This is a genomic window from Paenibacillus sp. cl6col (assembly GCF_900102125.1).
GTDB lineage: Bacteria > Bacillota > Bacilli > Paenibacillales > Paenibacillaceae > Paenibacillus_B > Paenibacillus_B suaedae.
Map to the genome: position 1 here is coordinate 182,007 of NZ_FNAZ01000010.1, position 16,380 is coordinate 198,386.

The 16,380-nt window shown below is 44.2% G+C and carries 15 protein-coding genes; 14 read left to right on the top strand and 1 reads right to left on the bottom strand.

The window, feature by feature from the left end; genetic code table 11:
- Window positions 1-11 precede the first annotated feature (11 nt).
- Window positions 12-2,087, top strand: coding sequence for a serine hydrolase domain-containing protein (locus BLS15_RS23200; RefSeq protein ID WP_090513935.1), 2,076 nt, complete (start codon window positions 12-14; stop codon window positions 2,085-2,087).
- A 51-nt stretch (window positions 2,088-2,138) separates the two neighbouring features.
- On the opposite strand, the gene BLS15_RS30090 is transcribed toward BLS15_RS23200, so the two are convergent.
- Complete coding sequence (locus BLS15_RS30090) at window positions 2,139-2,222, bottom strand: hypothetical protein (protein ID WP_368087140.1); 84 nt, start codon at window positions 2,220-2,222, stop codon at window positions 2,139-2,141.
- A gap of 151 nt (window positions 2,223-2,373) precedes the next feature.
- Here BLS15_RS30090 and BLS15_RS23205 point away from each other — a divergent pair, with 151 nt between their 5' ends.
- The 13 genes from BLS15_RS23205 to BLS15_RS23265 all read left to right on the top strand — a co-directional run bounded on the left by BLS15_RS23205 (window position 2,374) and on the right by BLS15_RS23265 (window position 16,370).
- Window positions 2,374-2,835, top strand: a complete 462-nt coding sequence (locus BLS15_RS23205) for a GNAT family N-acetyltransferase (RefSeq protein ID WP_090513938.1) — start codon at window positions 2,374-2,376, stop codon at window positions 2,833-2,835.
- Window positions 2,836-2,949: 114 nt separating this feature from the next.
- On the top strand, window positions 2,950-3,528 hold the full coding sequence (locus tag BLS15_RS23210) for a histidine phosphatase family protein (protein WP_036591801.1): 579 nt from the start codon (window positions 2,950-2,952) through the stop codon (window positions 3,526-3,528).
- A gap of 120 nt (window positions 3,529-3,648) precedes the next feature.
- Window positions 3,649-4,098 (top strand): GNAT family N-acetyltransferase, encoded by a 450-nt coding sequence (locus BLS15_RS23215; protein ID WP_021255170.1) that lies wholly within the window; start codon window positions 3,649-3,651, stop codon window positions 4,096-4,098.
- 128 nt (window positions 4,099-4,226) lie between these two features.
- Window positions 4,227-5,021, top strand: coding sequence for a hypothetical protein (locus BLS15_RS23220; protein ID WP_028531584.1), 795 nt, complete (start codon window positions 4,227-4,229; stop codon window positions 5,019-5,021).
- Between the two features lie 84 nt (window positions 5,022-5,105).
- Window positions 5,106-5,987: a GNAT family N-acetyltransferase gene (locus BLS15_RS23225; protein ID WP_028531583.1), complete on the top strand. Its 882-nt coding sequence runs from the start codon at window positions 5,106-5,108 to the stop codon at window positions 5,985-5,987.
- A 263-nt stretch (window positions 5,988-6,250) separates the two neighbouring features.
- Window positions 6,251-6,760: a hypothetical protein gene (locus BLS15_RS23230; protein WP_021255167.1), complete on the top strand. Its 510-nt coding sequence runs from the start codon at window positions 6,251-6,253 to the stop codon at window positions 6,758-6,760.
- Window positions 6,761-6,762: 2 nt separating this feature from the next.
- Window positions 6,763-7,776 (top strand): linear amide C-N hydrolase, encoded by a 1,014-nt coding sequence (locus tag BLS15_RS23235; protein ID WP_021255166.1) that lies wholly within the window; start codon window positions 6,763-6,765, stop codon window positions 7,774-7,776.
- A 435-nt stretch (window positions 7,777-8,211) separates the two neighbouring features.
- Window positions 8,212-9,228, top strand: coding sequence for an NAD-dependent epimerase/dehydratase family protein (locus tag BLS15_RS23240; protein WP_021255165.1), 1,017 nt, complete (start codon window positions 8,212-8,214; stop codon window positions 9,226-9,228).
- Window positions 9,228-10,295, top strand: a complete 1,068-nt coding sequence (locus BLS15_RS23245) for a dihydrodipicolinate synthase family protein (protein WP_051613996.1) — start codon at window positions 9,228-9,230, stop codon at window positions 10,293-10,295. Before BLS15_RS23240 ends, BLS15_RS23245 begins: the two co-directional genes overlap by 1 nt.
- A gap of 228 nt (window positions 10,296-10,523) precedes the next feature.
- The gene (locus BLS15_RS23250; protein ID WP_090513941.1) at window positions 10,524-12,155 is read left to right on the top strand and encodes an extracellular solute-binding protein; all 1,632 of its coding nucleotides are present in this window, start codon (window positions 10,524-10,526) and stop codon (window positions 12,153-12,155) included.
- Window positions 12,156-12,267: 112 nt separating this feature from the next.
- Window positions 12,268-13,194, top strand: coding sequence for an ABC transporter permease (locus tag BLS15_RS23255; RefSeq protein ID WP_051249960.1), 927 nt, complete (start codon window positions 12,268-12,270; stop codon window positions 13,192-13,194).
- Window positions 13,188-14,051 (top strand): carbohydrate ABC transporter permease, encoded by an 864-nt coding sequence (locus BLS15_RS23260; protein WP_021255161.1) that lies wholly within the window; start codon window positions 13,188-13,190, stop codon window positions 14,049-14,051. Before BLS15_RS23255 ends, BLS15_RS23260 begins: the two co-directional genes overlap by 7 nt.
- Before the next feature lie 69 nt (window positions 14,052-14,120).
- A complete protein-coding gene (locus BLS15_RS23265; RefSeq protein ID WP_021255160.1) occupies window positions 14,121-16,370 on the top strand; it encodes a helix-turn-helix domain-containing protein in 2,250 nt (749 codons plus the stop codon).
- Window positions 16,371-16,380: the final 10 nt, after the last annotated feature.

A 16,380-nucleotide genomic window follows, 5' to 3' on the forward strand; every position in this document is an offset into this window, starting at 1 on the left:
GCAATTATCTTATGAACAAGAAACTATCTGGGGTGTTAGCCGCTACATTGGCGCTCACGATGACCTTACCGACAATGGCGATAGCATCTTCTCGCAGTAATATTGCGGTTGTAGCTAGCCAAGGGGTTGCTAGCCAAGAACTGGAGAAGATTGCAGCAGAGAAAGCTGCTCTGCTCATGAAGTCCTATGAGACGAATAGCGTGCAGTATGCGCTAATTGATAATGGCAAGATTATTTTGTCGGGTCAGACAGGCAAGAACGATATGGAAGGGAAACTCCCGCTGACCAAAGATACTCTATACGGGATTGGTTCAACCAGTAAAGTATATACAGCTGCGGCTGTAATGAAATTGGTCGACGAAGGAAAAGTCGATTTGGATACTCCTGTCGTCCGCTATGTTCCTGATTTCAAGATGAAAGATGAGCGGTACAAGCGCATTACGCCGCGTATGCTGTTGAACCACTCATCCGGTTTGCCAGGTATGACGTTCAATAATGTAGTTTTATTTAAAGATAATGATACTGTTGCCCATGATAGCTTGTTGCGGGAACTACCCAGCCAAAGCTTGAAGGCCGACCCTGGCGCGTTCTCGGTATACTGTAACGATGGCTTTACGCTGGCTGAGATTTTGGTAGAAAGAGTCAGCGGTATGAGTTTTACTGAATTTCTACATCAAAAGTTTACAGAGCCATTAAAACTGAATCATACGAAAACGCCGCAAGACAAATGGGAAGACGAAAAGCGGGCTGGACTTTATATTCCGACGTACCAAGGACAGCTTCCTATTGAATCACTGAATGCGATTGGTTCGGGAGGGATCTCTTCCACGGCAGAAGATGTGGTGCGATTCTCACAATTATTTATGGGGCAGGGAAAAGGAATTCTTTCTAATAAGGCAGTCAAGGAGATGGAGCAAGAGGAATATAAAAAAGGAATGTGGCCGGAGAACGGAGATAATGTGTTCAACTATGGTCTTGGATGGGATAGTGTAGAATTATATCCATTTAATAGATATGGGATAAAGGCCTTGGCTAAGGGAGGTGACACGGTACTGCAACATGCTGCACTGGTCGTGCTTCCAGAACAGAAGATGGCAGCGGCTGTGTTGTCGTCAGGAGGTAGCAGTGTTACAAATCAAATGGTGGCAACTAAATTACTGCTTACCGCGCTTGAAGAGAAGGGTGCAATTAAAGACATAAAGCCGGATAAATCCTTCGGCAAGCCAATCAAGGCTAAGATGCCTCAAGACGTGGCAAAGAAAGCGGGTTTTTACGGAAATACCTTCAGTCATTTCAAAATAGAAATTACGAAGAAGGGAGAACTATTCTTACCAACTAAGCCAGAAGGAAAATATGTATATACGGCGGATGGTAGCTTTATTAATGAGAAGGGTACCTCCAAGCTCAGCTTCGTCACCGAGAAGAATGGAAGGACTTATTTGAGGGAGAGCACCTATGAATTATCGCCAGGCTTGGGGCAAATTGCAATGACTACCTATTTAGCCGAGAAACTAGAAGTTAATTTGCTACCGAAGAAGACCGCTGCTGCATGGGCAAAACGGGAGGGTAGCAAGTTCTATCTTGTAAACGAGAAGTTTAGTTCTATGATCTATCTCGGAACACTAATCCCTCTTACCACACAAATTACTCTCAAGGAGGGCTATTGGGACAGCAAACAAATTACAGGTCCGAATACGGCGAAGCATCAAATCCAGATTCCCGTGATGGATGGGCGTGATACGAAGGAAGCTCATTTCTATACAGAAAGTGGCAATGAATATATGGAGATGGCTGACTTCTTATACGTAAGTGAATCCAACGTAAAACCGCTCGATACAGATCAATCATCGATAGTTACACTGCAAGCAAATGGGCATGCGAAATGGTTTACGATCCCAGAAGCGGCAGCAGGAAAAACGATGAACGTGGCGTTGCCATCGAAGAGTTCGTTCGCGGTGTATGATGAGAAGGGAGTATGTATCAACTTTACGGTTGTGAGCGGCAATAACAAAGTAAAACTGCCGAAGAATGGAACGGTTGTGTTTGCTGGCGTGCCGAACTCGGAAATTGCAGTTACGTTGAACTAGCTACAATTAAAATGATCTTCAACAAAACCAGAAAGACATAGAATAAAATACCTAAGCAGCAAGCTGTCGTCGGCACTCTACTGGCGGCAGCTTCTTTAACTTTCTTTGTGGTCGATTATGATTATATAAATGAATATATTCTTATTTGAACGTAACCCTTCTACTTGAAATTGACAATTGGAGTGTATAATAATGGAATAAGATCCTGTGCAGTAAGACACCATATGGCCCGACTGAAAACTCATTTTTGGTTGGGCCTTGTCATGATAAGGAGAGGAACCTCGAGATGAATATAAGATTAGCCGGCGTACAAGACATTGATCAGCTTATTCGAATGCGATGGGACTTCTCGAATGAGTATAACGAAGAGCAGGTTGAAGAGGAACTATACGAAGATTTTTACAAGGAGTGCCGTTCCTTTTTACTAGAAGCAATGAAAGGTGGGGAGTGGTTTATTTGGGTCGCTGATTTAGATGGAAGTGTCATCTCCCACATCTACTTGGAATTGATTCACAAAGTCCCTCGACCTGGGCGAGAGACAAATCCATTTGTCTATATGACGAATGTATATACCGTACCAGAGCATCGCGGCAACCAGATTGGAAGCAGGATGATGAAAGGGATAGAGGCTTGGTCGAAGCAGCAGGAGCATGAATTCATCATCGTATGGCCTAGTGAATGGAGCGTTCGCTTCTATGAGCGAAATGGATACAGCCTATGCAATGACCCGATGGAGCTGCATTTATAGTGTAGTTCTCAATCAATGAAAGAGTTATTCATGAATTGGGCGAACCGAACAAACGTAATCAGAATTGCGTTCGTATACAGGAAACAACTGGAATCTACTAAACTTACAGATGGAATGAGGTGCAATGATCTGACAACTACACTCTATTTTGTGAGGCATTGTGAGTCACCATATATCGAAGGGGAAGAGCGCTCAAGGGGGATATCTGCCGCAGGAGAACAGGATGCAATGAAGATCGCCGAATTGCTGCAGCATATTCCGATTGATGTATTTATATCAAGCCCGTATGCTCGGGCGATTCAAACGATTCAGCCGCTTGCTGATTTTGTGAATCGTCCTATTCACATATACGAAGATTTGAGAGAACGGCAAATTGGTGCATTTGAAGGATTGAGCTTCCAAGAGTCAAAACGCAAGGTGTACGCAGATTTCCATTTTTCTTTTCCAGATGGAGAACCAAGCCGTGATGCTCAGCGAAGAGCAGTTGCTGTACTTCAAGAATTGATAAGCAAGTATGAAGGACAGCATATTGTGATTGGGACACACGGGGACATTATGACGTTGATATTGAATTACTTCGATCCAGCTTACGGATTCGAGTTCTGGTTCTCCACGACAATGCCGGATATCTATAAGCTTGAGCTTCAGGATATGCAACTTGTACGAGTTGATAAGCTCTGGCATAACGAATAGTCGAATCGATACTACCCCTACTAAGAAATGAGGGAGACCTTGAAAATTCGTATCATTGGCCGATCGTGATTTGCATTCAATTATGGAAGAACGACTAAATAATCGGGAGGGCATTCATCTATGATTACGTTTAAAAATATTGATCAGGACAATTGGGAAGAGAGTATCAACCTTCGTCCGTCGGAGGAACAAAGCAAGTTTATAGCTTCTAATCTGTATTCCATAGCAGAAGTGCAATTTTTGCCGGGGTTCGTGGCGCAGGCAATTTACAAGGATGAACAAATGATAGGCTTTACGATGTATGGACTAGATGCGGATGACGGCAACTACTGGATCTATCGATTCATGATCGATGAGAAGCATCAGAGCAGAGGCTATGGCAAGCAGGCCATGCAGTTGTTAATGGATGAGCTTCGATCCAAGGAGGATCGAACAGAAGTGGTCTTCATTAGTTACAATCCTGAAAATGAAAGAGCAAAGCGTTTGTATGCGAGTGTTGGGTTTGTTGAACAAGGGTTAGCGGATTGGGGAGAGATGATGGCGAAGTATCAATTTGAATCGAATGCATGACTTCATGGAATGAACAGCATAGAGATGCACTTAAAGATTATATGGATGGAAAACAAGGTATATACAGATTAAATAGAGCTAGGATTTCAAGTCGGTATTGCATCAATTGGTTGAAGAGGTGATCCGGATTGATTACGAATTCCGGGATGAGAATGGAGAAGCCGAGAGGGGATCGATATGCAGCATATATCCTTTCCAAGCTGTCAGGTGCAGGCTTCTCTTTGTTTGTTTTCTTTGCTATGTTTGTATTACCGAAGATGGATTTGTACGCGTATTCAGAACAGTTTGCCAACTCTGCCTACTGGAAGATTTTCTTTGGGTATGGAATTGCATGTTCGGTGATCATTGATCTTATCACGATCAAACTGGGAAGGCTGAAGGTGCTGTCACGTATTCTGCTGCACGCGAGAAATCTCTTTTTTCTAGGACTGGAAGTGAGTATGAGCTCATTTCTTATCGGAATGTTCGGCTCGTTCTTCGCCCTTTTCTTTTTCTGGGGAACATATGCTTATCCAATTATACGCGGCAGGAAGGTTGCTCCCTATCTCTTCTCCCTCGTTATCCCCTCCATCCTCCTACTGATTGCGAATATTGATTTTACAACGAAAAGCAACTGGGTTGAGGAGCGCACCGCGATTTCTTATACAGCTTTTTTTGATTATTTCCATGGAAAGCATGAAATCCCGATACAAGTGAGACGCGGTGATGTGATAACACTATCCATTTACGTGCGTAACAAGAATGGCGGAGGGCACGGTTTTCATATAAAGGATGAGCGAGGGAACCACGTCGGAATGGAGCCTGATGGGGACAGCTCGGTGAAGCTTTACGCTCAGAAATCGGAGATCTATGATGTGACGGTAACAGGAGATAAGCTTCAAGGCGGCTTTACGCTTGCTTGGCGTATAGAAAGACGTACTTAATCCTCTTTGATCTACTTTATCAATTTTCACTGTTATTCATTATTACATGGTATTTCATCAACAAGGCGATGAGGGAGAGTTATTATGAAAGAACTCGTATTCATTAAGGATTATAAGGACATCGAGAAATACCGTGCAAGCTTCAATGCATTGGCGCAGCGATCGTTCGGCATTCAGTTTGAAGATTGGTATCAGCGAGGATGCTGGAATGATCGATATATTTGCTATTCCTACGCCGATGGAGATAGAGTCGTTGCGAATGTATCAGTTAATGTAATGGATATCGTTATAAAAAATGAGACTCATGAAGCCATTATGATCGGCACGGTCATGACGGATGAAGCGTATCGGAATCAAGGCTTGTCGAGAAAGCTAATGGAAATCGTAATCGAAGAGTATCAGCAAAAATGCAGCTTTATGTACTTATATGCGAATCGAACGGTTCTCGATTTCTATCCGAAGTTTGGCTTCCATAGAGTACAAGAACCGGAATTCTACTCCGTCATAAATACGCTAGAGGCACACAGCGATCGTACTCACATGCGGAAGCTGAACGTAACAGATGTTCAGGATTGGGAGCTTGTCATGCGATACTATGCTTCACGGAACGTAAGATATTCGACGTGTGACGCCATTCATGCAGAAGGAATCTTCTCTTGGTATTGCTTGCATGTGTTTGAGGATCATCTGTATTTTATTGAAGAATTAGACGCGGTCGTTATCTTTATGCAAGATGGAAATTCAATACAACTATACGATGTCCTGTCTCCGAACCAAGTTGATCTCTCGCAAGTTGTCAATAAGATTTCAACTGAGCAGACGGAACGGGTATACTATCAATTTCATCCTGAGCAAGGTGGGTTTAAGGTCGAGTACCCAGAACCATCAGATGATAATTTGTTTATGTTGCCGAATCGTCTTCAATCCCTTGATCACATAAAGCTCCCAAAAATCGCGCAGTCGTAATGATGGGGGAAAGTGAGTGCAGCATAAGCTGTGAAATTGAATGGATAAACGACGTCCTTGCCAGGAAAGGACTCAGCTTTGTTGCTCTCGAGCAGACGAAACCAGTTCCCCTCCTGTCTTTATGATCCCCGCCTACAAACTCTTATCAGAAATGGTGGGGGTTTTTTGCATAAAAAATGACATACATGACGCAAAAACTGTTTGACATAAATTATGTCATTGGGTTATGTTGTTGACATAAATTATGTCAAAGGATGATTCCATTGAATGATCAACAGATAGTCAAGTATAAGACGGTATTGGAGTATCTTGTCGTGATCAACGAGCAGTCGTATTCCGGGATAGGTCGTGAGTTCAATATTACCCCGCAACAATTCTCAGATTGGATCAAGAAACGGAGGCCCATTCCGGAAGAAAGGCTGAAGGCTCTCGCTAACTATTTTAAGGTTCAAGAGACTGTTCTTGTAGATGGGGAGCGATTTGTGAAGCAATTGACACCATTTGCCAAAACCGAGCTCCATATGCTGCTGCTGGATCAGAAAGTAGCTAGGCTGAAGGCTGAGGGAGCAGAGGATAAAGATATTATCTCTTATCAGGAGAAGAAGCGGCAGCTTCAGCGAGAGCAGAGTAACCAAATCCGTCTCGGGAGAGTGGCTGCAGTATTGGAACAGGGGGATGAGCGGGTTGGGGCAATATTCGATGTCATTCTCGATAAGCTAAATGCAGGACAACTGGATGAACTATCTAATAAACTGCAGGAGGGTAAAGAATAACCATGAGTACAACTGTATACATGAACCAGACGGGTGTGAGATTACTTGGTAAAAATCAGGACGTACCGTATGATGGAGCTTACTTATTCACGAACCACAGGGGAATAGCCAAGTCAGCGTTGGTCATGCCACCGAACCGCCCGATGGAGTGGGTCTCCAAGTATGGAAGTATCACGATATCACAGGTAGGCAAAGAAATGCCCAACGGAGGGATGAATGAAGCAGGCCTTGTGGTAGAGCAAACGACATTCTGGCAGTCCAGCTATCCCCACGATCAGAACCAACCGGCTATAGGGGAGCTGCAGTGGATTCAACTTATGCTAGATACATGCGCATCCGTGCAAGAGGTGAAGGATAAGGCGGGGCGTGTCATGATCGTTAATCCGACGTCGCGGCTACACTATATGGCTTGCGATCAAATAGGGGGCTGCGCGATTTTCGAGTTCGCGAATGGGGTGTTATCCATCTACGAAGGAGAAGAACTCCCGATGCCCGTTATGGCGAACACGTCATATCCTAAGGCGATTAGGGATTGGAAAGATTATGATGGGAAATGGCGTGTGGAATACGGAGATTACGAACAGAATTCAATGGAACGATTCATTCGGGCAGCAGCATATCTGGATAGGCAGGTTGCTGAGATGGGATTTGCCTTCGATGTGCTGCAGGCCATTCAAAGGGAAGATACTGCTTTCAGTTTGGTTTACGATATAAATAATTTGGAAATTCATTTTACATCTAATCGCTATCCTGACCGAAAAATGGTTAGCCTCAAAGATACCGATTTTTCTAGGAATGACCCAATGGCATTAAACCTTCAGCGAACCGGAGAAGGCGGTTTCGTTCCCTATAGTACAGATTTGAATCGCACGGTAGCAGAAGCGTTTTTCCTTCATCCGGTTCTGACAGCCGTATTCGGGATGACAATTAACGAGGAGATGATCGTTTTCATGGCAGCCTTCCCGGATTCCTTCAAATCGGTAGAGAACTCAACACCGTTAGATAGTACTACATAATTTTTAAAATGCGAAGCGGTGTTTTTCTATTTTTCGAAAAGCAAATTAATCTCGTAGAAATCTATGACGATAAGCTTTCATGGCAATTTCTGTTCGGCGAAAGTTGAGTTATAAGATCCTACCATGAGAAAAACCCATTATTTCTGCCTCTTTAATAAAGTGACTGATCCATGCGCCCCGTGCCCATCGATTGTGAGTCACTTTATTTATTTCGTCTACTTGATGATTTTCAACCTACATAATCACCCGAGAGTTAGGCTGTACAACATTGGGAGATACTCTTATCCAGAAATACGTAAGATGTGGGAAAAAGCATGATATACACGATCTTCTGTCTGGTATATATATGGTTTCATGGAAGCTTGTCGGTTTCGCAGGATCAGGTTCCATACGTAGATGGTGAAATCGAATAAATCCAGAAGGGGGATGATGGATATGAAATCTGTGCTTGAACTGGAGAAGAGACTAGCTGAGCCTTCAGATGAATGTATTCAAGATCTGGCGAAAGTCGACGGAGATATTGTTATTCTTGGTGTAGGAGGGAAAATGGGGCCAAGTCTCGCTAAGCTGGCAGTTAATGCGGTTCGAAAGGGCGGGCTGAACAAGCGGGTGATCGGAGTATCTCGGTTCACTGGAGGCGATGTACAGCGCGAACTAGAGGAAGCGGGAGTTGAGACGATTGCATGCGATCTCCTTCATGATGGAGAATTGTTCAAGCTTCCACATGCATCGAACGTGATCTATATGGCGGGCAATAAATTCGGCACTACGGGAAGGGAGCATTTTACATGGGCAATGAATGTGTATCTGCCTGGAAGAGTGGCCGAGAAGTACAAGGACTCTCGCATTGTTGTGTTCTCCTCTGGTAATATCTATCCATTCATGCCGATCGGCAGCGGAGGGGCTGATGAGTCTGTATCACCAGAACCAATCGGTGAGTATGCGCAGTCCACATTAGGTCGAGAGCGAATCTTCGAATACCATGCCCATAAAAACAATACCCCAATGCTGTTCTACAGATTGAACTATGCGATTGATCTCCGTTACGGTGTCTTGTTAGAAATAGCTAAATCTGTGATGGAAGGGAGTTCGATTAATCTGAGTATGGGGCATGCAAATGTAATCTGGCAAGGGGATGCGAACGCAATGGCTCTTCGCTCCTTGACGGAATGCACGAGTCCGCCGACCATCATGAACATCACAGGGCCGGAGACAATGTCGGTGAGATGGGCTGCAGAGCAGTTCGCCATGCGATTCAATAAAAGCGTGCAATATCAAGGCGAGGAAGCAGAACTGGCCTTGTTGAATAACGCATCCAAGTCACATCAACGCTTCGGGTATCCATCTGTATCACTACTGCAGATGATCGACTGGGTGGTGGAATGGGTTCAATCTGGAGGGGCAACATGGAATAAACCTACTCATTTTCAGGAGAGAGGTGGGAAATTCTGATGCTGACACGCAATAAGCTTTCGAACACGCTGCATGAGGCTCTCCATCAGGGCTTAGTTATTCCCGCGCATCCACTTGCACTCAATGAGGAGCGTCAGCTGGACGAACGCCATCAGCGCGCGTTGACGAGGTATTACATTGCATCTGGAGCAGGTGGAATCGCAGTAGGAGTTCATTCCACACAATTTGAGATTCGCGACCCTAAGCATGATTTATTTGGGAGGGTATTGCGCATGGCCGTTGAAGAGGTAGAACGAGCTAACATAGAACGTCCTTTTATTAAGATTGCCGGTGTATGCGGCAGTACTGAACAAGCGATGAGGGAAGCGGAACTGGCACATCAGGTGGGGTATGATGCCACATTGCTAAGCATGGGCGGACTCTCCAGCATGAGTGAAGAGGAATTGCTTGAACGTACTGAACGGGTTTCTGCTATTATGCCGATAATCGGATTCTATCTGCAGCCGTCTGTTGGAGGACGTGTCCTCAGCTTTGATTTTTGGCGCAAATTCGCGGATATCCCGAATGTAGTAGCAATCAAAATGGCTCCCTTCAATCGCTATCAGACCATCGATGTTGTACGAGCGGTATGCTATTCTGACAGAAGAGATGAGATTGCATTGTACACAGGGAATGACGATAACATTGTTAATGATCTGCTTACAACGTACCGCTTCGATGTGAGAGGGCAGTCAATTGAGAAGAGTATTGTGGGCGGTCTTCTCGGCCATTGGGCTGTATGGACGAAGAAAGCAGTCGAATTACTGGAGGAGATCAAGAAGGAGAGAGAACGCGGCGAAATCTCTGGGGAATGGTTAACTAGGAACATCCAGATTACAGACTGCAATGCTGCATTTTTCGATACTGCGCATCAATTTCATGGATGTATTCCAGGGATTCATGAAGTGCTGCGCCGCCAAGGGCTGCTCAAGGGCATTTGGTGCCTGAATCCGAATGAGACGCTTTCTGCTGGGCAAGCGGACGAAATCGATCGAGTATATAGACAATATTCGCATCTTCATGATGACGAATTCGTTGCAGCCTATCTACAGGAATGGCTGGAATAAACATTAACTGTATTTCATCAAATTCAACCACTTTATCATTTTCCACTCGGGGGAAATCCGTGGTGCATAAGGGTTTTATGTGAACTTTTATCCCGAGGAGGGTCTATTAGAACAATTTATGAAAACGCTTTATTTATTAAATGGTGACTGCTTCTTATACTGAGAGAGAATTAAGTTGGAAGCTGCCAGTAGGGAATGCGCAACAATACAAAGGGGGAAATGATCGCAATGTCAAAAAGAGTCATAAGTGTTGTCATTATGATGACAATGGTCTTCACGCTTCTTGCGGCATGCGGAGGCGGAGGGAGTGCAAGCAGTCAAGAAAGCAGCACAAATTCCAACAATAACAGCAGTAACAGTGGTAATGCAGGTTCCGGTTCTACAGTCACGGGGGATAGTGAGCAATATGGGGATACGGGCGGGCTGAAGCTTCCGATCGTTGATAAGCCTGTAACGTTAACATGGATGCATCCTGGTAATGTCTCCATCACGAATGAAATGCTCGTCGTCAAGGAAATTGAGAAGCGAACAGGCATTAAGGTGGTGTTTCAGACATACTCCAGCCAGACTTACGAGGATAAGTTGAGAACGACCGTTGCCTCCGGGAAGCTTCCAGATATTTTCAATGGATTAAAGGGTGCCGAACTGAAGGATATAGGCAAGCAGGGCGGTGTTGTGGCCATTAATGAGCATGTCGATATGCTGCCCAACTTCAAGAAGCTGTACATGGAAGAAAACCCGTGGGTAATCAAGTCATTCGGCGATCAGAGCGGGAACTTATACTCATGGCCGATATACAAGTTGAATCGGGACGTCAATCACGGTTTCATGTATAGAAAGGATATATTCGATAAGAACGGCATCAAGCCATGGACGAATACAGATGAATTCTACACCGCTATGAAAAAATTGAAGGAGCTGTATCCGAACAGTTATCCTTACGCTTCTAAGACGAAAGAACACATTTATGGAGACTGGTCTTATGGTTGGGGAATAGGCGGTGAGAACTATCCAATTTATTATGATGAAGCAGATAGAAATTGGAAGTTCGCCTCCGTGCAGGATGCGCACAAAGATATGCTTGACTTCATGAAAAAGATGTTCAACGAAGGGCTGCTTGATCCTGAGTTTTTAACGAATACGCAGGATTCTTGGACAACGAAAATGACAACAGACAAGGCATTTGTAACTTTCGACTGGATTGGCAGATTGGATCTGTTCTACAACCAGGTGAAGAGTGCGATGCCCGATTACAACTTGCGATATGCACTGCCAATTGGTCCGACGGGGCACGTAAGATCGCTGCCTGAGGTTAGCGACTTCGGTATCGCAGTAGCGGATAACGACAATAAGGAAGTTGCGCTTAAGTTGCTGGATTACTTAACAAGTCCATCTGGCGGGGATTTAATGACACTTGGTGTAGAAGGTGTGAACTTCAAGTGGGGTGAGGATGGATATCCTGTGTATCCAGAATTGGCTAACCTGCCGCTAGTGGATATTAGTGTTCTCGAGGATCGCTATGGGATGTGGCAGGAAAGCGCCTATTTGCGACCGAATCCGAAGAGTGTCTATTTCAAGTTCTCGGAAAAAGAGCAGGAAGCGCAAGATCTAATCATGAATGATAATCGAAGAGAGCCGCTAGATCCAACCCTTAACTTCACAGATGATGAAATTGCGACTCTATCAGAGCTGCAGACGTCGATCCAGAAGGCAGCGGAAGAGTTCAATTCGAAATATGTGATGGATAAAAACTATGGTGAGAAGCAATGGGAGGACTGGAAAAACACTGCGAAAAAAGCAGGGATTGATCAAATGCTTGCCATATTTAATGAAGCACAAAAGCGTTTTGACTCCAAGTAAGCTGCGGATCATTTGAAATCGGAGGGGCACCTGGATTCTGATTCAGGTGCCCATTCCTCAAGGGGGAACAATTGTGCAGCAATCAGAGCTTGAGACTAAGCACCAACGAACAATGACGCCAAGTCGCATGCGTTGGGCGAACTTCTGGAAGCATATCAAGCGCGATAAGCAGCTTCTTGTGCTTTTTATTCCTTGTATTCTCTTCTACGCAATATTTCGATACGGGCCCATGTATGGGTTGATCATCGCATTTAAGGATTACAGTGTGTACAAAGGTGTATTCGATAGCAAATGGGTAGGACTGAAGCATTTTATTAAATTTTTCAGCAATCAGGACTTTCTTATTCTCTTTACAAATACATTCCTGCTAGGCTTCTACACGTTACTATTCGGGTTTGCGTTTCCGATCCTATTTGCCGTTTTCTTAAATGAAGTTCGAGTAAAATGGTTTAAGAAATCGATTCAAACCTTTAGTTATTTACCCTCCTTTCTATCAGTAGTCATTATTTGCAGTATGATCATTGACTTTCTCTCTCCAACGAATGGGATCGTCAATCAAGTTCTTTCCTATTTCGGATTTGAAAAAAAGCATTTTTTGATTGATGCTGCATGGTTTCGGCCGATCTACGTCATATCCGATATTTGGGCCACGATGGGTTATCAGGCGATTATCTATTTGGCGGCTGTAGCCGGTATTAATCCTTCGCTGTATGAGGCAGCTAAGGTAGATGGTGCGAAGCGGCTGCAAATGATGCGGCATATTACGATACCAGGAATCATGCCGACGATCGTCGTCATGTTCATCTTAAATATGGGGAATATGTTCAGAATCGGTTACGAAAAGGTGCTGCTGCTGTACAACCCAATGACATATAGTGTCGCCGACGTGTTCTCCACCTATGTGTACCGCAAGGGCTTCCTCGAATCAAGCTACAGCTATGCAGCGGCTGTTGGGATGTTCGAATCTGCCGTAGCTTTGGTCATGCTGCTCGGAGCGAACTATGTAAGTAAGCGATTTGGAGGTAACAGTCTATGGTAGGAGAACGTAAGCTGTCGATCTTCAATGTTGCCAATACGATCCTATTGCTTCTCGTTGCAGTGTGTACCCTTTATCCGGTATGGTATATTGCTGTCATTTCATTTAGTGACACGGTTTCTGTATTGCAAGGGGAAGTAACCCTGTTTCCGAAGGGCTTCAATATAGATGCTTACGTTGAGGTGCTGAAGGATGACAAGATTCCAAGGGCGTATCTGAATACAATCTATTATACGGCGCTTGGCACATTCATCAACCTGTTGTTTACGGCCATTTCCGCTTACCCATTAGCGCAGCGCAATTTTGTTGGCAGAAAGTTCTGGATGCTTGCGATCGTGCTGACGATGTTCCTGAATGCAGGTATTATTCCAACTTTCATGGTGGTCAAAGGACTGGGCTTAATTGATACAGTATGGGCACTCGTGCTGCCTAATGCAATCTGGACATTTGAGCTCATCATACTCAAGAGCTTCTATGAGAGCATGTCGTCCCAAATTCGGGAAGCGGCCAAAATCGATGGAGCTTCCGAGTATCGCATCTTGTTCAGCATCGTAATCCCGTTGTCGAAGCCCGCCTTGGCGTCGATTGGACTCTTTTATTTTATGGGGCATTGGAACAGCTTCTTCCTCCCGTTAATTTATTTAAATGACAAGGATATGTTCCCGCTTCAGATTGTCTTGCGAGACATGCTCATCTTCAATGCAGAGTCGGATGCTTCGCTCGTAGATCGTGCAGCTCTGGCTCCACAGGCGATGAAGAACGCGACAATTGTATTGTCTATGATCCCCGTCTTGCTTATTTATCCTTTTGCACAGAAATACTTTGCAAAGGGGGTTATGCTAGGAGCGGAGAAGGGATAGTTGATCACGGTGTAGAATGTAGTTGGAATCGCTTCATGCGTATGAGAACATGACAAGGGGAAGAGCGAGATGAAAAGATTATTGATGAACGTCGGCCTGCTTCAAATTTTCATGGCTTTGTTAATCGTGATCATGGTCATGTTTGTCTCCAACTATATTGTACACAAGAACTCCATCTCAGAAGTCTATGACGAAGTAGCTCAAAATAATGCGTTAGTCGTGAAAACGATGATTCAATCGATCGATAACAGCTTCAGGTCCCTAGACAGCATGAATCATTCCATTCACTCCTTACCCTATAACAACATTGTAAATAGTGATGGAAGCTTGGATATGGCGAAGGTGTACGATTTACAGAAAAATGTTACCGCACTCGTCTCCAAAGCTGATTTTATCGAAGATATTATTGTATTTCATGACAATTCGAATCTTGCAATAACTTTGCACGGTACGACTGATTTAGGAGAGCTATTTGAGCAAAAATATGTACATTCCATCTACAATGCAGCGTATTGGAAGCGCTTTATGTCCATGCCGCATGAATCGAAAGTCTTTCCGGCCGATACATACAAGGTCATGAACAGCGGTACGACATTGCAAGAAAAGAAACTGCTGATTATGGTGGGAGGCAATAAATTTCGTCTTTCTGATAAACATATCATGTTTTTGATTAGTGCCGAAAAGTGGATGAAATTCGTTGACCAAACTGCTATTATACCTGGTGCATCATTTATTGTGCTTGATTCGAATCGCAATGTGATACTCAGCACGAATGATGATTTTGACTTGGTAGAGGTATGGAATCAGTTAACCTCTAATTTCAATTCGGAAGGGACGATCACGGGCAAGGATTTCGAGTACAATTTCTACAAATCGACGTACAACGGATTTATGTATATCAATAAAATTCCTTATAAGTTTAAGAACATCAACTCCGTAAGCAGTGCGAATCTTACGATCATGATCACGGCCATAATTGGAGCTGTCACTTTATCTTACTTGCTCAGTATGTACTTATACCGACCCATCCGTAACATCATTCAGCAGCTGGGAATGGAAACGAGTAAAGGAAATGATATTCGCAATATTCATAAGGCTATTCGTGTGCTCCAATTAGACAACGGTAAGCTCAGAGAGCAACTTGAAGTCGTACGTGTAGAAAATCGAAGAACTGCCTTCCTTCGAGCGATTGATGAGTATGCAGATCCAAGTGAATCGGAGCAGCTTATCCGCAAATACTTCCCAGAAAGCACTGTGAAGAAACAATTTGTGATGGTTCTGATCCAGCTGCTGCCTAAGGAGGAAGCGGAGTCACAGGAGCGTATCCATGTCGATGAGCTGGAATCACGTATTGCTGCTGGATTGAAGCGAGAGTCGATAGAGGCACTTCTATTTCATGCCGATAAGCTGCAATTTGTCGCGTGGATTGGATTGGATCAGCCTTTAACTAGGCGTACACTATTCAAACAGCTTCGTGCTTACATTGCTGCTGCAGGAAATAATGAGCTGAGCCGCTATGAAGTAGGGGCTTGTGTAAGCAGTATGTACAGCACTGATGAGGTACATTGGAAACGCGCTTTTCAAGATGTAAGCCATGGGATGTCACATCGGTCGGTAAGCAACGATGAACCTGTGATGGATGCAGAACAGATACGATACACCTATAATATGTACTATCCGCTGGACAAAATGGAGAAGCTCTCCAACTATGTGCTATGCGGAAGGCTGGAAGATGCCGTCCAAATCATAGAAGATACATTCGAAGCGAACAACAAGCGGAATATTCATATGCATCAGATGGTGCACGTGGCGCAAGCGATGTTCTATGATTTGTTCCGCATGATCGGCAATCCGTCGCTGGAACAGGCGGAATGGAGCAAGCTTGAAGGGGATTTTCTTCGAAGCATTTCACGGGCGAATCGATATACGGAGATGAAGCAGGCGCTTATTAAGGTTGCTGCATTTTTGGCAAAGCAGTGCAAGAGTGAGCCGACAAATAAATTGAATCCTGCTTACATTGCACAATATATCGAGCTTCATTATATGGAGAATTTGTATTTGGATTATATTGCAGAAGTCTTCCATACCTCGCCGAAATACTTCTCTAGTTATTTCAAAAAAACGTTTGATATCAATTATGTGGATTACTTGAACAAGGTGCGACTAGCCCATGCCAGAGAACTGCTGAAGCATACCTCATATTCGGTAACTGAGATCGGAGAAAAGACAGGATATTTGAATGCGTCAACATTTGCTACCACATTTAAGAAATATTACGGAATATCGCCTAGTGAGTATCGAAAACGGCAGACAGGTTAACGATTGGGGG

Excerpts from the sequence above, each read along its gene's own strand:
- BLS15_RS23235 (WP_021255166.1), top strand. The coding sequence starts at position 6,763 with ATGAGTACAACTGTATACATGAACCAGACGGGTGTGAGATTACTTGGT.
- BLS15_RS23200 (WP_090513935.1), top strand. The coding sequence starts at position 12 with ATGAACAAGAAACTATCTGGGGTGTTAGCCGCTACATTGGCGCTCACG.
- BLS15_RS23240 (WP_021255165.1), top strand. The coding sequence starts at position 8,212 with ATGAAATCTGTGCTTGAACTGGAGAAGAGACTAGCTGAGCCTTCAGAT.
- BLS15_RS23205 (WP_090513938.1), top strand. The coding sequence starts at position 2,374 with ATGAATATAAGATTAGCCGGCGTACAAGACATTGATCAGCTTATTCGA.
- BLS15_RS23265 (WP_021255160.1), top strand. The coding sequence starts at position 14,121 with ATGAAAAGATTATTGATGAACGTCGGCCTGCTTCAAATTTTCATGGCT.
- BLS15_RS23215 (WP_021255170.1), top strand. The coding sequence starts at position 3,649 with ATGATTACGTTTAAAAATATTGATCAGGACAATTGGGAAGAGAGTATC.
- BLS15_RS23255 (WP_051249960.1), top strand. The coding sequence starts at position 12,268 with ATGACGCCAAGTCGCATGCGTTGGGCGAACTTCTGGAAGCATATCAAG.
- BLS15_RS23225 (WP_028531583.1), top strand. The coding sequence starts at position 5,106 with ATGAAAGAACTCGTATTCATTAAGGATTATAAGGACATCGAGAAATAC.
- BLS15_RS23250 (WP_090513941.1), top strand. The coding sequence starts at position 10,524 with ATGTCAAAAAGAGTCATAAGTGTTGTCATTATGATGACAATGGTCTTC.
- BLS15_RS23260 (WP_021255161.1), top strand. The coding sequence starts at position 13,188 with ATGGTAGGAGAACGTAAGCTGTCGATCTTCAATGTTGCCAATACGATC.
- BLS15_RS23245 (WP_051613996.1), top strand. The coding sequence starts at position 9,228 with ATGCTGACACGCAATAAGCTTTCGAACACGCTGCATGAGGCTCTCCAT.
- BLS15_RS23210 (WP_036591801.1), top strand. The coding sequence starts at position 2,950 with ATGAGGTGCAATGATCTGACAACTACACTCTATTTTGTGAGGCATTGT.